Source organism: Polaromonas sp. (genome assembly GCF_013817205.1).
GTDB lineage: Bacteria > Pseudomonadota > Gammaproteobacteria > Burkholderiales > Burkholderiaceae_C > Polaromonas.
Genome location: NZ_JACDDD010000084.1, coordinates 1 through 15,947, shown reverse-complemented (window position 1 = coordinate 15,947; position 15,947 = coordinate 1). Strand labels below are relative to the sequence as shown.

Below are 15,947 nucleotides of genomic sequence, written 5' to 3'. Positions count from 1 at the left end.
GGAGGAAAACCAATCAAGGAATTCGCTCCAGGTGCGCGGGTAGTCTTGGGCGGGAACTGGCATAATAACTGGGTATTTATCCAGTATATCTGCATCCGCTGGAGCTAAGCGGATACCTCTTTTATTTATACAGTATTTGAGCGCCCATGCCCGACATCCTCATCCCCGTTCACGCTATCAAGGGCCGCGGCACGTCCACGCGAATGGCGCACCGATTTTCCAAAGACGCGCGCGATGCCTGGGACGACGGCTGGGGCACGCTGGAAGAATCCCTGGCCGAAGAAACACTGCCTTCGACAGAGGTGACTTTTGAAGACGCGCGTAGTGCCATCAGCCGCAATGACTCGCCTGATATTCACTTCGACTACTCGGTCAACCCGTACCGGGGTTGCGAGCATGGCTGCATCTACTGTTATGCGCGGCCAACCCACAGCTACCTCAATCTTTCGCCCGGACTGGACTTCGAAACAAAAATCATCGCCAAGCGCAACATCGTTCAGGCGCTGCGCGCCGACTTGGCCAAGCGCAGTTATGTGCCCAAGCTGATCAATATCGGCTCTGCGACGGATTGTTATCAACCGGTTGAACGCGAGTTACGCTTGACGCGCAGCGTGATTGAACTCATGCAGGAAGTCGGGCACCCGTTTTCACTTGTCACCAAGTCCAGCGGTGTTGAGCGCGATCTCGATTTGATCGCGCCCATGGCGGCCCGCAAGCTCGCCGCTGTTTACGTCACCATCACCACGCTGGATGGTGACGTCGCGCGCAAGCTTGAGCCCCGCGCGGCTGCACCACACCGACGACTGCGCACCATTCGCACATTGGCCGAGCATGGCGTTCCTGTCGGCGTGAGCCTGGCACCGCACATCCCGTTTGTGACCGATGACATGGAGCAGGTGCTGGAGGCCGCATGGGAGGCCGGGGCGCGCTCGGCGTTTTACCATGTCATTCGCCTGCCCTGGGAGGTGGCACCCCTTTTCAAGCAGTGGCTGGAGGTGCACTACCCGATGCGGGCCGCGCGCATCATGTCGCATATCCACGAGATGCGCGGCGGCAAAGATTACGACGCCAATTTCGCCACACGCATGAAAGGCTCGGGGTTGTGGTCAGACCTGGTTCGTCAGCGCTTTCAGAAGGCCAGTCAACGCCTGGGCTTTAATCGGGATCGCATCGACCTCGACGTAAGTCAATTTCGGGCACCAGGCACTGCCGGGCAGGGCCTCCTGTTTTGACACCTCGTGTTGGCAATCACGTGAGGGTTCCTGAGGCACGGCGATCGGCTTACTCAACCCGCCACAGCGCCTAGTTGCTGCGCGTGGTGCTGCAGGTGGTCAGCCATAAAGCTTGCGATGAAGTAATAACCATGGTCGTACCCGGCATGGCGGTGCAGATCCAGCGGCTGCGCCGCCAGGGCGCAGGCCGTTTCAAACAGCTCAGGGTACAGCTGCTCAGCAAGAAATTTATCGGCCAGCCCTTGGTCAATGCGAATCCCGCCGGGGTAGGGCGCGTGGCGGAGTTGGCTCATGAGTGCGCTGGCGTCATGCGCAGCCCAGCGTGATTCATCGCTGCCAAGATAGCCGCCGAATGCCTTGCGCCCCCAGGGACACTGGCTTGGCGCACAGATCGGCGCAAAGGCCGACACGGACTTGAAAAGACCGGGATGCCGCAGCGCCAATGTCAGCGCACCGTGGCCGCCCATCGAATGGCCGAAGATGCCGATGCGGCTTAAGTCAACGGGCAAGGCGCCCGTGATCAAGGGCAACAACTCCGCCGTGAGGTAGCTTTCCATGCGCCAGTGCTGCGACCACGGAGCCTGTGTTGCATCGAGGTAAAAGCCCGCCCCAAGACCGAAGTCCCAGCTGTCCGCCTCGCCAGCCACATTTGCGCCGCGTGGACTGGTGTCAGGTGCGATCAATGCCAAACAGAGCTTGGCCGCCACACGCTGCGCGCCGGCTTTGGTCATGAAGGTTTCTTCGTTGCAGGTCAGGCCGGCCAGATACATCACGGCGGGTACGGGGCCTTGAGCCACTTGTGGCGGCAAGAACACCGAAAACCGCATGGGCAAACCGATTTCGCGCGAGTCATGCTTATAAAAGCGTTGAACGCCGCCGAAGCAGCGGTGTTCGCCAAGCAGTTCAGGTTGTGTTGTCATCGAAATTTCTTAATTCAAGCAGGGGCCGCGGAACCGGCTCCGCCGGGCCGCAGGCGCAGCGGCCCCCTCGGGGGGCAGCGCTGTACACGAAGTGACAAGCGTGGGGGCCACACCTTGGCTAGAAGATGACCACACCACGAATCGATTCACCGCGCTTCATCAAATCGAAGCCTTTGTTGATGTCCTCCAGCGGCATGGTGTGCGTGATCAGGTCGTCGATGTTGATCTTGCCTTCCATGTACCAATCGACAATTTTCGGGACATCGGTGCGACCACGCGCGCCGCCGAAGGCCGAGCCTTCCCATTTGCGGCCCGTCACCAGCTGGAAGGGCCGCGTGCTGATCTCTGCGCCCGCTTCGGCCACACCGATGATGATGCTGCGGCCCCAGCCCTTGTGTGTGCATTCGAGTGCCTGGCGCATGACCTTCGTGTTGCCTATGCATTCAAAGCTGTAGTCGGCGCCGCCGTCGGTCAGTTGAACGATGGCATCAACGACGTTTTCAGTTTCCTTGGGGTTGATGAAATGCGTCATGCCAAACTGACGCGCCATTTCCTGTCGCGCCGGATTAATGTCCACACCAATGATCTTGTCTGCGCCCACCATTTTTGCGCCCTGGATCACGTTCAGGCCAATGCCACCCAGGCCGAACACCGCCACATTGGCGCCGGCCTCGACCTTGGCAGTGAACAGCACCGCGCCTATGCCGGTGGTCACGCCGCAGCCGATGTAGCAGACCTTGTCAAAGGGCGCGTCTTCGCGAATCTTTGCCAGCGAGATTTCGGGCGCAACCGTGTAGTTGCTGAAGGTACTGGTACCCATGTAGTGAAAGATGGGCTGGCCGTCCAGGCTGAAGCGGCTGGTGGCGTCGGGCATCAGGCCCTTGCCCTGGGTGCCGCGTATCAGCTGGCAGAGGTTGGTCTTACGCGACAGGCAGAACTTGCACTGCCGGCATTCAGGTGTGTACAGCGGAATGACGTGGTCGCCCTTTTTGAGCGTGGTGACGCCGGGACCGACATCGACCACGATGCCCGCGCCTTCATGGCCCAGGATGGCCGGGAAGATGCCTTCCGGGTCGGCGCCGGACAGCGTGTAGTAGTCGGTATGGCAAATGCCCGTGGCCTTGATTTCGACCAGCACCTCACCAAATTTGGGCCCCTGCAGGTCCACGGTTTCTATGGTCAGGGGTTCGCCGGATTTCCAGGCGACGGCGGCTTTGGTTTTCATGGGGCCTTGTGCAGAGTGGGAATGACGATGCACTATAAGCCAGCCACCGCCCGACCGCCGCCTGCACGCAGCTTGCCCGCACCCTGCGGCGTTTCATTTTGAGAATGATTGGTCCGGGCCTCGAATGGTGAAGCAAAACGGCCTTCAGCCCATGTCGGCAGGCGCAGACTGCTATCGATTTGGTAGCAGTCTGCGGCTTGCCCGGATCAGGGCGCGAAGAAGCCCTTGAGCTTGTCGGTCCAGCTTTCTTCGGTCGGCGAATGTTTGGCGCCGCCCTTTTTAAGGGACTCGTCGAGTTCTTTGAACAGCTTGCGCTGGTGCTCGGTTAGCTTGACCGGCGTCTCAACCGTGATGTGGCAATACAGGTCGCCCGGGTAGCTGGAGCGCACACCCTTGATGCCCTTGCCGCGCAGGCGGAACTGCTTGCCGGTCTGGGTGCCGTCGGGGATGTCAATGGCCGCCTTGCCGGCCAGCGTCGGCACCTCAATCTCGCCGCCCAGCGCCGCCGTGGCCATGCCGATGGGCACCACGCAGTGCAGGTCATCGCCCTCACGCTCGAAGATGTCGTGCTTCTTGAGCCGGATTTCGATGTACAGATCACCCGGTGGCCCGCCATTGGTCCCCGGCTCGCCGTTGCCGGTGGAGCGGATACGCATGCCGTCATCGATGCCGGCCGGAATCTTGACTTCCAGGGTCTTGTTGCTTTTGGTCTTGCCCACGCCGTGGCAGGTGACGCAGGGCTCGGGGATCAGCTTGCCTGTGCCCCGGCACTGCGGGCAGGTCTGCTGCACGCTGAAAAAACCCTGCTTCATCTGCACCACGCCATGACCATGGCAGGTGGTGCAGGTAACCACCTTGGTGCCCGGCTTGGCGCCACTGCCCTTGCAGATGCCGCAATCGTCCCAGCTCGGGATACGGATCTGCGCCTCCTTGCCGGTGGCCGCTTCTTCCAGCGTGACCTCCATGGCGTAGCTGAGATCGCCGCCGCGATACACCTGACGGCCGCCGCGTTGCCCGCCGCGCGCTTGCTGGGCGCCGAACACGTCGCCAAAGATGTCGCCAAAGGCCTCCGCAAAACCGCCAAAACCTTCCGCGCCGGGGCCGCCGCCGCGGTTGGGGTCAACACCGGCGTGGCCGTACTGGTCATAGGCCGCGCGTTTTTGCGCGTCCGACAGCATCTCGTAGGCTTCCTTGGCTTCCTTGAATTTTTCCTCGGCCGCCTTGCTGCTGTCGCCCTGGTTGCGGTCAGGGTGGTGCTTCATCGCCAGCTTGCGATAGGCTTTCTTGATGTCTTCATCGCTGGCATTTTTAGGAACACCCAGCGTGTCGTAATAGTCTTTTTTGATGGCCATGGGATTCGCGTGTTCAGTGGAAAAAATTCCTGTGCTCCGGATGCGGAAAAGCGGAACGCGGGGACCAGCCCCGATTCCGCTTCATGGCCCCGGGGCTGATCAACCGGTCGATCAACCCTTCTTGACTTCCTTGACTTCAGCGTCCACCACATTGTCGTCGGCGGCCGGCTTGGCTGCAGCGTCCTGTGCCCCCGCATCGCCGCCAGCCTGAGCTGCCTGCGAAGCCTGCATGTCGGCATACATCTTCTCGCCGAGCTTCTGGCTGGCATCCATCAGCGCGGCATTTTTCGCATCGATGGCGTCCTTGCTGTCGCCCTGCAGTGCTTCTTCCATGTCCTTGATGGCTGCCTCGATCTTTTCCTTCTCGCCAGCGTCGAGCTTGTCACCATACTCCGTCAGCGATTTTTTCACGCTGTGCACCATTGCTTCGGCGTTGTTCTTGGCTGTGACGAATTCGACTTTTTTCTTGTCGTCGGCGGCATTGAGTTCGGCGTCTTTCACCATCTGCTGGATCTCGGTCTCGGACAGGCCGGAGTTCGCCTTGATGGTGATCTTGTTTTCCTTGCCTGTGCCCTTGTCCTTGGCTCCCACGTGCAGGATGCCGTTGGCGTCGATGTCGAAAGACACCTCAATCTGCGGCGTGCCGCGTGACGCCGGCGGAATGCCTTCGAGGTTGAATTCGCCGAGTGCCTTGTTGCCAGAAGCGATCTCTCGTTCGCCCTGGAACACCTTGATGGTCACGGCCGGCTGGTTGTCCTCGGCGGTGGAGAAGGTCTGCGCAAACTTGGTCGGGATGGTCGTGTTCTTCTTGATCATCTTGGTCATCACGCCGCCCATGGTTTCAATGCCCAGGGACAGCGGGGTGACATCGAGCAGCAGAACGTCGGTGCGGTCGCCCGACAGTACCTGGCCCTGGATGGCTGCGCCGACGGCCACGGCCTCATCAGGGTTCACATCCTTGCGAGGCTCCTTGCCGAAGAAATCCTTGACCTTCTCCTGGACCTTGGGCATACGGGTCTGGCCGCCGACCAGGATCACGTCATGGATGTCACCGCTGGCCACGCCGGCGTCCTTGACCGCCAGGCGGCTCGGGGCGATGGTGCGCTCAACCAGCTCTTCAACGAGTTGCTCCAGCTTGGAGCGGGTCATCTTGATGTTCAGGTGTTTCGGACCGGAGGCATCGGCGGTGATGTAGGGCAGGTTGATGTCGGTCTGCGCGCTGGAAGACAGCTCAATCTTGGCTTTTTCGGCGGCTTCTTTCAGGCGCTGCAGGGCCAACACGTCGTTCTTCAGATTGACGCCGGACTCCTTCTTGAACTCGTCGATGATGTAGTCAATGATGCGCTGGTCGAAGTCTTCACCGCCGAGGAAAGTGTCGCCGTTGGTTGACAGCACCTCGAACTGCTTTTCGCCGTCCACATCTGCAATTTCGATGATGGAGATGTCAAACGTCCCGCCGCCCAGGTCATAAACCGAGATCTTGCGGTCGCCTTTTTCCTGCTTGTCCATGCCGAAGGCCAGCGCCGCAGCGGTGGGTTCGTTGATGATGCGCTTGACGTCCAGGCCGGCAATCCGGCCAGCGTCCTTGGTCGCCTGGCGCTGCGCGTCGTTGAAGTAGGCAGGCACGGTGATCACGGCTTCGGTGACCGGCTCGCCGAGGTAATCTTCGGCGGTCTTTTTCATCTTGCGCAGGATGTCGGCGCTGACCTGTTGCGGCGACATCTTCTTGCCGTGCACTTCGACCCAGGCGTCGCCGTTGTCGGCAGCCACGATCTTGTAGGGCATCAGGTCGATGTCCTTTTGCACTTCCTTTTCGCTGAACTTGCGGCCGATCAAGCGCTTGACCGCATACAGGGTGTTCTTGGGGTTGGTCACGGCCTGGCGCTTGGCGGATGCGCCGACCAGCACTTCACCGTTTTCGAGGTAGGCGACGACCGAGGGGGTGGTGCGCGCGCCTTCCGAGTTTTCGATGACGCGGGGGACATTGCCCTCCATCACTGCGACGCAGCTGTTGGTGGTGCCCAGATCGATGCCGATGATTCTGCCCATGATTTAACTCCTAGATTTTCTTGGTTGACTGTTATGAATGCGCTTGGCTGAGAATTTCAGCCACGGGTGCGGACCGTGTTGATGACTTGTGGATAACTTTTGGCGTTTCAAGTGCGCCATCGCAAAATCAATGCGTTTATTTGGGTGCCGCCACCGTGACCAGCGCCGGCCGCAAGACGCGATCGGCAATCAGGTAGCCCTTTTGCAGCACGCCCACCACGGTATTGGCTTCCTGGGTGGACTCTGGGGGCAGCGGCACCATGCTGATCGCCTGGTGCTGGTGCGGGTCGAATTTTGCACCGGCTTCTGGCTTGATTTCGATCACCTTGTGGCGCTCCAGCGCGCTTTTGAGCTGCTTGAGCGTGGCTTCGGTGCCTTCGCGGATCTGCGCGGCCGTCGCATCGGCCTGCAGCAAACCGGCTTCCAGGCTGTCGGTGACCGGCAGCAGGCTCTCTGCAAAACTTTCGACCGCAAACTTGCGCGCCTTGGTAACTTCATCGTCGGCACGGCGGCGGGCGTTTTCCACCTCGGCCTTGGCACGCAGGTAGCTGTCAGCCAGCTCGGTGTTTTTGGCCTGCAGCACGGCCAGTTCAGCCTGGGCCGCACTCAGCGCATCGGCCTCGTTGGCCGCCTGGGCCGCTTCCAGCTCTTCTGGGCTGGGAGCGCCGGTAAGTTCTTGATTTTGTTCGGGTAGGTTGGTAGCGGACATGCGCAATCAGTAGGTTTAAGCCAATAAGGGAGCTAACTTGGGGCACCAAAGCCCTTTTCAAGACAAGGGATTCGATATCGGTTTGAAAAACTCAGGACGAGCTGGCGTTGCAGGTGGAAAAGATCAACTTTGGCGAGCCCAATCTTCGGCCCATTGGTGGAGCGGCTTGAGTTTCTGAAGCAGGCTCCTGCCACTGTCTGTTAACAGGTAGCCACCGGTTCCAAGTTCCACGAGGCGCGCCTCGCGCAACTCCTTGAGCCGGTCATTCATGACCGAAGGCGACATCTCGCCCGCATGGGTTCCCAGTTGCCGGAAACTCTGGGGGTGGCCGTCACGCAACTCCCACAGCAGGCGCAAACTGCCGCGTCGGCCCAGCAGATCCAGTAGCGCCATGACCGGTCGGCCGGTGGCTGAGCCGCGGACGGTTTTGCCGGGTAGGGGAAGCCTGCTTGTCATGCCGGAATTGTAAATGCGCAGGCTTGTCATGCCCGCGACATCTGCTACGGAATGCGTAGCGGTATAGTTCATGTCGCTACGGAAATCGTAGCGGAAAAGGAGGCTGGCGAGGGCTGGTTTCCAGAAGACCCATCTGACGCCAGAGAAAGGAATTTGCCATGGCAATACACGCTCCCCCCCGCACTGATGCGGTCCCACGCATTGAGCCGCTGATGCCACCCTACAACCCGGCCCAGGAGGCCTTGCTGCGGAAGATGACGCCGCCCGGTGCGCCAGACATCTTGTCGCTGTTCAGGGTGCTTGCAGTCAACCCGGCTCTGGCCGAGCGTATGCCGGCCTGGGGTGGCTACCTGCTGGGTGGCCATGCGAGTCTTGCCTTGCGGGACCGCGAGGTGGTAATCAACCGGGTCTGCGCCCGTTGCGGCGCCGAGTACGAGTGGGGCGTGCATGTCGCGGCGTTTGGCCAGGCTGCTGGCTTCACCTCTGCCGACAACGCTGCCATTGCCGACCCGGCTAACGAAGGTGGCGGCCTGGCCGCCCGCGACCGCTTGCTGGTGCGCATGGTCGACGCGTTGCACGAGAGCAGCACCATCGGCGATGCCTTGTGGGACGAACTGGCTGCAGTCTGGTCTGAAGCGCAACTGGTGGAACTGCTCATGCTCAGTGGCTGGTACCGCGCCATCAGTTATGTCTGCAATGCTGCGCGGGTGCCACTGGAAAGTTGGGCCGCACGCTGGCCCGAGGCCACGCGGTAGGGGTCAAAAAAAAGACAGGCCCTGCCCGTCTTTTCTGCGAGGCGCTGATGCGCGCGCAACTATTTTTTCTTGACCACGGCGACCTTGGTCTGGCTGACGGCCCACTTGCCGGCAAAGGCCTGCATGTCGTTCAGGCGCTTAAGGAGATCGGCGCCGAGAGCGGTAACGATGTAACCATCGCTGCCATGACCCATCAGGCCGGCGTTGCGCAGTTCCCTGATGCGGGTGTTCAGGGTGTTGGGAGTAATGCTGCCAATGCTGTCTTGCAGGAGTCGGAAAGTTTGTGGATGGCCGTCTTTGAGTGCCCACAAGACGCGCAAGGCGTAACGCGCTTCAAGCAGTTCAAACAGCTGGCCGACAGCAGCATTTTCTTTGGCACTCATGGGGGCATCTCCTGGTCACGTTTTGTCATGGTTGATCGGTAAGCACGCGCTTGACCCGGAATATAGCGGAAATTCCTGACTGCTACTAGTTTTATAGCTGACAGCGCCCGCAGGGTGTAGCCTCGCAGCCAAAAAGGCTTGAAAACTGGCCCGGGATCGGGTAGGCCGCCAGCGTGCTTGTCCGCCTTCCGCACCCGCCCTCTGAATCTGCCAGGTCGACGACAGGGCTCACAAATAGACTTTTTGCAGCAGGCGGATCAGGGTTTTGCGTTCAGCAGCGGTCAGTCGCGAGGTGGCGTCCAGTTCGAGTTCCTGGGCGGTGCGCTCCGCATCCCGCATGAGCTTGCGGCCAGCCGCCGTGGCGTGCAGGCCGACGGCCCGGCCGTCGCGCGGATGTGGCTGGCGACCAATCAGTTCGCGGTTCTCCAGCGCATTGATCATGGCCACCATATTGGGGGGCTGGATGCTCAGCGCTGAACAGAGCTGGCGGGAAGTGATGCCAGGGTTGTGCGTGATCAGCGACATCACCGAAAAATCCACCTGGCGCATGCTGTAAATGGCCATGCGCTGCAAAAACAGTTCGATCACCGTGATGGCGGCGCGGCTGGCGTTGTAACCCACCAGGCCTTCCAGGTAGGACGTGTCGACGGTTTCGACGGCGGGGGGCAGTTTGTCGGGCATCGTGACGGGCTGGCAGTTCATGCGGGCCGTTGGCCCGGTGGGCTACATGGCGGGAGCCGCTTGCGCGAGAGCATACATGCAGTGCGGCTGAGTCAGGACATGCCGGTGAAGCCGAGGTGTTTGACCAGCGGCCCCCAGCGGTAGTAGGCGTCGCGCTGGCTCTTGTCCATCTCCCGTACTGACGAACCGGCCGCGGCCAGACCGAAAGTTCCGAGGCCGCTGATGACGGCGGGGTCCTTGAGAGCTGCATTGATGGCGGTGTTGGCGCTGTCAATGATGGCGCTCGGCGTGCGTGCCGGTGCGTAAAAGCCGAACCATTCCTCGACCATGAGGTCCGGGAAACCCTGTTCGGTGAAGGTGGCGACTTCAGGCGAAAACGGGGAGCGTACTGGGCCTGAGGTGGCGATCATGCGAATTTTTCCGGCCTTGTGGTTGGCCAAAAAATCGCCGCTGGGCGTGAACATGGAGGCGATCTGACTGCCAATCATGTCGGCCACGCCGGGGACAGAGCCGCGATAAGGCACATGGGTCAGCGCGACGCCGGAGTAGCCGCTGAGCAGCGCCCCCAGAAAGTGCGGCAGCGAGCCGGCGGCAGGCGAGCCATAGCTGGCCTTCTCCGGGTTGGCCTTGCACCAGGCGACATAGTCTTTCACGGTTTTGACCGAGGCCGGAACCAGCGGTCCAACGGCCAGACCGTGGTGCATGACCGCCGCAATCGACACCGGCATCAGGTCCTTGAAGGGGTCATAGCTGAGCTTGGTGTAAATGTGCGGATAAACCGAAGTGCAGGAGTACGGCGTGAGCAGCAGGGTGCGGCCGTCCGGTGCGGCGTTCTTGACTGTTTCACAGGCAATACGCCCCCCGGCGCCAGGCTTGTTTTCCACCACCGCGGCATTCGATGTATATCGGCTGCCGCGCAAGTTTTCGCCCACACGCCGGCTGGTGGTGTCGGCGGTGCCCCCGGCCGGAAAACCGTTGATGATTTTCACCTGCTCAAGGGCTTGAGCCCGAGCGATCAGAGGCGAAAGTGGTCCAAAGGCGGCTAGCGCGCTGGCGGACTGAATAAGGCTGCGGCGGGTGGTCATGTCATGTCTCCTTTGATGTGGGTGGGTGAAACGGGCTCAGGACTCTGCGGTGAAGCCGACCTGTTTGATCAGGCGGCGCCATTCGTCGGCATCCGCTTTCATCAGCTCAGACAGCGCTTGCGGGGACGACGATTGCACCTCCATGCCGAACTGCGCCATGCTGGTGATCAGGTCGGGCTGCGACAGCGCGGCTTGTGCATAGGCGGCAGCGCGGCGTGCAGCCTGCGTGTTCGCCTTGCCAGGCAGGAAAAGGCCGTACCACTCGCGCACCGTGATGGGCAGCCCCTGCTGGCGGAAAGTTGGGACGTCGGGCACAAACTGGCTGCGGTTGATGCCCGAGATCGCCAGCACGCGCAGTTTGCCGGTCTTGATGTAAGGCAGGTAGTCGCCAATGGGTGAAGACATCGCCGCAATTTGCCCGCCCAACAAGTCCTGAATGCCGGGCGCGGAACCGCGATAGGGTATGTGCTTCATTGGCACGCCTGACAGGATGGAGGCCAGCGCTGCCACCATGTGTGGCATGGAGCCCGCAGCCGGAGAGCCGTAGTTGGCCTTGTCGGGATTGGCCTTGGCCCATGCCAGGAAGTCCTTGAAGTTTTTGACACTCTCGGGCACCGCTGGACCGACGCCAAAGCCGTGGTTGAAGGTGCAGGCCAATGAAACCGGCTGCAGGTCTTCCATCGGTTTGTAGGGCAGCTTGGGGTAGGTGTAGGGGTAGATGGACAACATCGACGAGGGTGTCAGCAGAATGGTGCTGCCGTCGGGCGCGCTGTCCCTGACCGTCGTCACGGCGATTTGCCCGCCGGCACCGGGCTTGTTCTCGACCAGCACGTTGGTGGCGTAGTTGCCCCGCAACTTGTCGGCGATGCGCCGCGAAATCGCGTCACTGGTGCCACCGGGCGGAAAGCCACAGATGATTTTGGCCAGCTCCAGGCTGCCCTGGGCCTGGGCTGACAGCGGCAGGCCGAGGCCTGCCAGGGCGGCGGCGCCCAGCGAGTGGGTGAATTGGCGGCGGGTGCTCATGGGGTGTCTCCTGTTGTTGAATGAATTCACAAACTGACGTCGAAATCTGCAGGGTGCGGCAGCGCCTCAGCGCGGCGCCATGCGCAGCGCGCCGTCCAGGCGTATGACTTCACCACCTTGGCGCCCAGCCTGGTCAGTTCGTGTGCGACTGCCTCTCCCAGGCCGGAGGCGTCGCCAGTGACCCATGTTGCGTGCCCTTGGATATTCATGCTTTTGCTTTCGCGAGGATGGCGAAGGGCAGGGTGCCGCCATGCAGGGCGGTGACCAGCGCGTCGCGGTGGTTGAGCACGGCGCGCTGGTTGATGGAACCCTTGTCGGTCACTTCACCTTTGTCGATGGACGGTGGCTCGTGCATCAGATGCATGCGCGCGATGCGATTGGCACTGCCGGTACCGGTTCGGGACAGCTCATCCGCCACTTTCTGGAAATGCGCCTGAACGGGCGAGCTTTCGAGTATCTGCTGCAGCGCGGCATTCGGGGCCAGCCCCGCCAGCTGGCGGACAGCTGCCGTCGGGAAAATCAGCGCGCCGACTTCCTTGAGGTTGATGCCGGTCAGCACCGCGTCTTGCACGTAGGGCGCGCCGGCGGCAATGATTTTTGCGCGCAGCGGCCCCACACTGACAAAGGTGCCGGTAGCGAGTTTGAAGTCTTCGGCGATGCGGCCGTCGAACTTCAGGCCTTTATGAATATTGCTTTTGTCTATCCAGGTCACCGCGTCGCCGGTGCAGAAAAATTCCTCGTCGTCCAGCGATTCCTGTGTCGCCTCGGGCGCGCGCCAGTAGCCGGGCGTGATGTTGGGGCCGCGGTAACGTACCTCGATCTTGCCGTCCACCGGCACCAGCTTGAGTTCCAGGCCGGGCGTGGGCACGCCCAGGTCGCCGGCGCGTACGTCGGGACTGGTCACGAATATGCCGAAGGGCCCCGACTCCGTCATGCCCAGGCCAGTGCCCATCACGATGCGCTCGCCGATCTCAGCCTCCTGTGTCTGGTGCAGGCTGTCCCAGATCGGCTGGGCCAGTGCGGCACCGGCGTAGAAAAACATCTTCACGCGGGACAGCAGGTTTTTGCGCAGCTGCGCATCGTCCTTCATCGCAAGGGCAATTGCTTCGAAGCCGGTAGGCACATTGAAATACACCGTAGGCGCGACCTCGCGCAGGTTGCGCAGGGTCTCGCCCATCAGCGCTGGCGTGGGTTTGCCATCGTCAATGTACAGCGTGCCGCCGTTGTAGACGGTCATGCCGAAGTTGTGGTTGCCGCCGAAGGTGTGGTTCCATGGCAGCCAGTCGATCAGCACCAGCGGTTCTTCGATCAGCACCGGCATCGACTGGCGCATTTGCTGCTGGTTGGCGCACCACATGCGCTGCGTGTTGATGACGGCCTTGGGCAACTTGGTCGAGCCGGACGTGAAGAGGAACTTGACAATGGTGTCAGGGCCTGTGGCCTGCATGGCCGCATCCACCGCCGGTGTTGCCGGTGTCGAAACTAGTTGCTCAAAAGTGGTTGAAGCCCTTACCGAATAAGCGTCCACAGCTATTGAATTAATAGCAACTTCCACATCTGCGCCGACCGTCGCGGCAATCGCCTTGCCGTAGCGCCCGGCATCGCTGGCAAACACCAGGCCCGGCGTCAGCGTGCTCAGTACGTGGCGCAGCTTGTCGTAATCCTGACTCACGGTGGAGTAGGCTGGCGAGACCGGGCAATAAGGCACACCCACGTACATGCAACCCAGCGCCAACAAGGCGTGCTCCAGGTCGTTCTCGCTGAGGATGACCACGGGGCGGTCTACATCCAGGCCGCGGTCCAGCAGGGCCTGGCCGATGTTGCGCGCACTCGCCAGCGCTTCGGCGTAGCTGATGTGGCGCCAGTCGCCTGAGCTGCCGTCGGCGTTTTTGGTGCGGCGCGCCATGAAGGTCCGGTCGGGCGCGAACTGCGCCCAATGCAGCAAGCGGTCGGTCATGCGGGCGGCGTACTCACCCAGCGGCTGGTCAGCCTTGAGGTATTGCGTGCCCCCGTCGTCCCCGCGCAACTCGACGCGCGTGACGCCAAAAACCAGCGGCCGGTAGCGGGCAGGGGAGGCAAGTGTGGTCGCGCGCATGGTTGTCTCTGTGCCGATCTGTGTCTGGAGGGATTAGTCCTTGCTGACCTTGTTGGCCTTGCCTTCGAGGAAAGCCTTGACCCGTTCCTTGGCTTCAGGCGCACTCTGCGCAATGGCCGCCATCAGCGATTCGGTGAAGAAGCCCTGGTCCGCAGGTTGTTCGGCGATGCGGGGCAGGGCGTGCATCAGCGCGTAGTTGGTCAAGGGCGCGTTCTGCGCTACGCGTGTAGCCAGTTCCAGGGCCTTGTCAAAAGCCTGGCCTTCGGGAACCAGGTACTGGGCAAAACCTGCGCGCTCGCCGTCCTGCGCGTTGTAGACCCGGCCGGTCAGCATCATGTCGGTCATGCGCGCCACGCCGATCAGCTTGGGAATGCGCACCGAACCACCGCCTCCCACGAAGATGCCGCGCGAGCCTTCCGGCAGCGCGTAAAAGGCCGAGGCATCGGCAACCCGGATGTGGCAGGCGCTGGCCAGTTCCAGCCCGCCGCCGACCACCGCGCCGTGCAGGGCTGCAATCACCGGCACCGGGCCATGCTGCACACATTCCAGCGCGGCATGCCACATGCGAGAGTGGTGCATGCCCTGACCGGCATCGCGTTCCTGCAGCTCGCCGAGGTCCAGGCCGGCGCAAAAGTGGGCGCCCTCGCCGTGGATCACTGCGGCGCGCACGCCGGCAGGCAGGGTTTCAAACATGTTGCGCAAGGCCAGGATCAGGCCATCATTGAGGGCATTGCGTTTGGCCGGGCGGGTCAGGCGGATCACGGCTATGTCCTGCTGGTCGCCGCGAAGCTCAAGCTGAAGGTCGGGGGAGGGTGTGTATGAGTTCATGGAGAGTTTGCAAGCTGAGCTGATTATTGTTATAAACAATAATCAATTCAACCGATTCCCCCACCTTATTTCTCGGTGTTAACCCGCACGTTTGGGTCCGGGGCCCCGCCACGACAGGAGAGAACCGACATGGACTACAAAAACCTCATCGCCATCGATATCCACACCCACGCCGAGGTGAGCTGCTGGAACCCGTTTGACAATTACGGCGAGGAGTACGACCGCGCGGCCGACAAGTACTTCAAGAACAGCCGTCGCCCGACCATTGCAGAGACCATTGCCTATTACCGCGAGCGCAAGATCGGGCTGGTGATGTTCACTGTGGACAGCGAATCCAAGCTGGGCCGCCGTCGCATCCCGAACGAGGAGATCGCTGAAGCTGCCCAAAAAAACAGCGACATGATGATGTGTTTTGCCAGCATCGACCCGCACAAGGGAAAGATGGGTGCGCGCGAAGCCGAGCGGCTAATCAAGGACCATGGCGTCAAGGGTTTCAAGTTCCACCCGACGGTGCAGGGCTTTCATCCTTACGACAAGATGGCCTGGCCGATTTACGAAGTCATCAACGCCCACAAACTGCCGGCGATTTTTCACACCGGACACAGCGGCATCGGCAGCGGCATGCGCTGCGGCGGTGGCTTGCGGCTGGAATTCAGCAACCCGATGCACCTCGATGATGTGGCGATTGACTTCCCCGACATGCAAATCGTCATGGCCCACCCCAGCTTCCCCTGGCAGGACGAAGCGCTCAGCGTGGCCACGCACAAGCCCAATGTCTGGATCGACTTGTCGGGCTGGAGCCCCAAGTACTTTCCCAAACAGCTGGTGCAGTACGCCAACACCCTGCTCAAGTACCGCGTGTTGTTCGGCAGCGATTACCCGCTGATCACACCTGAGCGCTGGATGAAAGATTTTGAAGACGCCGGTTTCAAGCCCGAGGTGATGCCTGGCATCCTCAAGGGTAACGCGATGCGTCTTTTGGGGTTGGGGCAGGAAGCCGCCGCGTAAATGCGCGCGGCAGGTCCGGTGCTTGCCTGTCAGGGCGGCAGCGAAACCGCAGCGCCGCTGTTCGACGATGCCATGATGGCGGCGATCAGCTGCTGCACCTGCAGGGCAGAACGCCCGCTGACGGCCGGCTCCGTGTCTTGGCGGAT

At 61.4% G+C, this 15,947-nt stretch carries 15 protein-coding genes and 1 pseudogene; 3 read left to right on the top strand and 13 right to left on the bottom strand.

The annotated features are described in order from the left end of the window. Window positions 1–146: 146 nt before the first annotated feature. A complete protein-coding gene (locus H0W47_RS15875) occupies window positions 147–1,232 on the top strand; it encodes a PA0069 family radical SAM protein (protein WP_296926132.1) in 1,086 nt (361 codons plus the stop codon). A 53-nt stretch (window positions 1,233–1,285) separates the two neighbouring features. Here the strand turns inward: H0W47_RS15875 and fghA are convergent, their stop codons facing one another. The 6 genes from fghA to H0W47_RS15845 form a co-directional block, all read right to left on the bottom strand. After that, entirely contained in the window at window positions 1,286–2,152 is an 867-nt protein-coding gene (gene fghA / locus H0W47_RS15870; protein WP_296926130.1) for an S-formylglutathione hydrolase, read from the bottom strand. A gap of 118 nt (window positions 2,153–2,270) precedes the next feature. After that, entirely contained in the window at window positions 2,271–3,377 is a 1,107-nt protein-coding gene (locus tag H0W47_RS15865) for an S-(hydroxymethyl)glutathione dehydrogenase/class III alcohol dehydrogenase (RefSeq protein ID WP_296926128.1), read from the bottom strand. Between the two features lie 206 nt (window positions 3,378–3,583). Beyond that, entirely contained in the window at window positions 3,584–4,729 is a 1,146-nt protein-coding gene (gene dnaJ / locus H0W47_RS15860) for a molecular chaperone DnaJ (protein ID WP_296926126.1), read from the bottom strand. Window positions 4,730–4,840: 111 nt separating this feature from the next. Beyond that, entirely contained in the window at window positions 4,841–6,778 is a 1,938-nt protein-coding gene (dnaK, locus tag H0W47_RS15855; protein WP_296926124.1) for a molecular chaperone DnaK, read from the bottom strand. A 136-nt stretch (window positions 6,779–6,914) separates the two neighbouring features. Beyond that, window positions 6,915–7,487 (bottom strand): nucleotide exchange factor GrpE, encoded by a 573-nt coding sequence (gene grpE, locus H0W47_RS15850; protein ID WP_296926122.1) that lies wholly within the window; start codon window positions 7,485–7,487, stop codon window positions 6,915–6,917. 123 nt (window positions 7,488–7,610) lie between these two features. Beyond that, complete coding sequence (locus tag H0W47_RS15845; protein ID WP_296926120.1) at window positions 7,611–7,943, bottom strand: helix-turn-helix domain-containing protein; 333 nt, start codon at window positions 7,941–7,943, stop codon at window positions 7,611–7,613. A 158-nt stretch (window positions 7,944–8,101) separates the two neighbouring features. On the opposite strand from H0W47_RS15845, the gene H0W47_RS15840 reads away from it, so the two are divergent. After that, window positions 8,102–8,698: a carboxymuconolactone decarboxylase gene (locus tag H0W47_RS15840; protein ID WP_296926119.1), complete on the top strand. Its 597-nt coding sequence runs from the start codon at window positions 8,102–8,104 to the stop codon at window positions 8,696–8,698. A 59-nt stretch (window positions 8,699–8,757) separates the two neighbouring features. Here H0W47_RS15840 and H0W47_RS15835 read toward each other — a convergent pair whose 3' ends face one another. From H0W47_RS15835 to H0W47_RS15805, 7 genes and pseudogenes are all read right to left on the bottom strand, one after another. Then, entirely contained in the window at window positions 8,758–9,081 is a 324-nt protein-coding gene (locus H0W47_RS15835) for a helix-turn-helix domain-containing protein (RefSeq protein ID WP_296926117.1), read from the bottom strand. 228 nt (window positions 9,082–9,309) lie between these two features. Beyond that, on the bottom strand, window positions 9,310–9,783 hold the full coding sequence (locus H0W47_RS15830) for a MarR family transcriptional regulator (RefSeq protein WP_296926115.1): 474 nt from the start codon (window positions 9,781–9,783) through the stop codon (window positions 9,310–9,312). A 71-nt stretch (window positions 9,784–9,854) separates the two neighbouring features. Then, window positions 9,855–10,847, bottom strand: a complete 993-nt coding sequence (locus H0W47_RS15825; RefSeq protein ID WP_296926113.1) for a Bug family tripartite tricarboxylate transporter substrate binding protein — start codon at window positions 10,845–10,847, stop codon at window positions 9,855–9,857. A gap of 36 nt (window positions 10,848–10,883) precedes the next feature. Then, the gene (locus H0W47_RS15820) at window positions 10,884–11,870 is read right to left on the bottom strand and encodes a Bug family tripartite tricarboxylate transporter substrate binding protein (protein WP_296926111.1); all 987 of its coding nucleotides are present in this window, start codon (window positions 11,868–11,870) and stop codon (window positions 10,884–10,886) included. A 113-nt stretch (window positions 11,871–11,983) separates the two neighbouring features. Beyond that, window positions 11,984–12,079, bottom strand: a pseudogene (locus H0W47_RS15815) (3-hydroxyacyl-CoA dehydrogenase); the annotation flags it as partial. Beyond that, window positions 12,076–13,965 (bottom strand): feruloyl-CoA synthase, encoded by a 1,890-nt coding sequence (locus tag H0W47_RS15810; protein ID WP_296926109.1) that lies wholly within the window; start codon window positions 13,963–13,965, stop codon window positions 12,076–12,078. The pseudogene H0W47_RS15815 and the gene H0W47_RS15810, both read right to left, overlap by 4 nt. 33 nt (window positions 13,966–13,998) lie before the next feature. Then, on the bottom strand, window positions 13,999–14,793 hold the full coding sequence (locus tag H0W47_RS15805) for a crotonase/enoyl-CoA hydratase family protein (RefSeq protein WP_296926107.1): 795 nt from the start codon (window positions 14,791–14,793) through the stop codon (window positions 13,999–14,001). A gap of 129 nt (window positions 14,794–14,922) precedes the next feature. On the opposite strand from H0W47_RS15805, the gene H0W47_RS15800 reads away from it, so the two are divergent. Continuing rightward, complete coding sequence (locus tag H0W47_RS15800) at window positions 14,923–15,801, top strand: amidohydrolase family protein (RefSeq protein ID WP_296926105.1); 879 nt, start codon at window positions 14,923–14,925, stop codon at window positions 15,799–15,801. Window positions 15,802–15,947: the final 146 nt, after the last annotated feature.

Coding starts and splice junctions, on each gene's coding strand:
- dnaK (WP_296926124.1), bottom strand. CDS start 6,778: ATGGGCAGAATCATCGGCATCGATCTGGGCACCACCAACAGCTGCGTC.
- fghA (WP_296926130.1), bottom strand. CDS start 2,152: ATGACAACACAACCTGAACTGCTTGGCGAACACCGCTGCTTCGGCGGC.
- H0W47_RS15820 (WP_296926111.1), bottom strand. CDS start 11,870: ATGAGCACCCGCCGCCAATTCACCCACTCGCTGGGCGCCGCCGCCCTG.
- H0W47_RS15835 (WP_296926117.1), bottom strand. CDS start 9,081: ATGAGTGCCAAAGAAAATGCTGCTGTCGGCCAGCTGTTTGAACTGCTT.
- H0W47_RS15845 (WP_296926120.1), bottom strand. CDS start 7,943: ATGACAAGCAGGCTTCCCCTACCCGGCAAAACCGTCCGCGGCTCAGCC.
- H0W47_RS15810 (WP_296926109.1), bottom strand. CDS start 13,965: ATGCGCGCGACCACACTTGCCTCCCCTGCCCGCTACCGGCCGCTGGTT.
- H0W47_RS15840 (WP_296926119.1), top strand. CDS start 8,102: ATGGCAATACACGCTCCCCCCCGCACTGATGCGGTCCCACGCATTGAG.
- H0W47_RS15805 (WP_296926107.1), bottom strand. CDS start 14,793: ATGAACTCATACACACCCTCCCCCGACCTTCAGCTTGAGCTTCGCGGC.
- H0W47_RS15830 (WP_296926115.1), bottom strand. CDS start 9,783: ATGAACTGCCAGCCCGTCACGATGCCCGACAAACTGCCCCCCGCCGTC.
- H0W47_RS15865 (WP_296926128.1), bottom strand. CDS start 3,377: ATGAAAACCAAAGCCGCCGTCGCCTGGAAATCCGGCGAACCCCTGACC.
- dnaJ (WP_296926126.1), bottom strand. CDS start 4,729: ATGGCCATCAAAAAAGACTATTACGACACGCTGGGTGTTCCTAAAAAT.
- H0W47_RS15875 (WP_296926132.1), top strand. CDS start 147: ATGCCCGACATCCTCATCCCCGTTCACGCTATCAAGGGCCGCGGCACG.
- grpE (WP_296926122.1), bottom strand. CDS start 7,487: ATGTCCGCTACCAACCTACCCGAACAAAATCAAGAACTTACCGGCGCT.
- H0W47_RS15825 (WP_296926113.1), bottom strand. CDS start 10,847: ATGACCACCCGCCGCAGCCTTATTCAGTCCGCCAGCGCGCTAGCCGCC.
- H0W47_RS15800 (WP_296926105.1), top strand. CDS start 14,923: ATGGACTACAAAAACCTCATCGCCATCGATATCCACACCCACGCCGAG.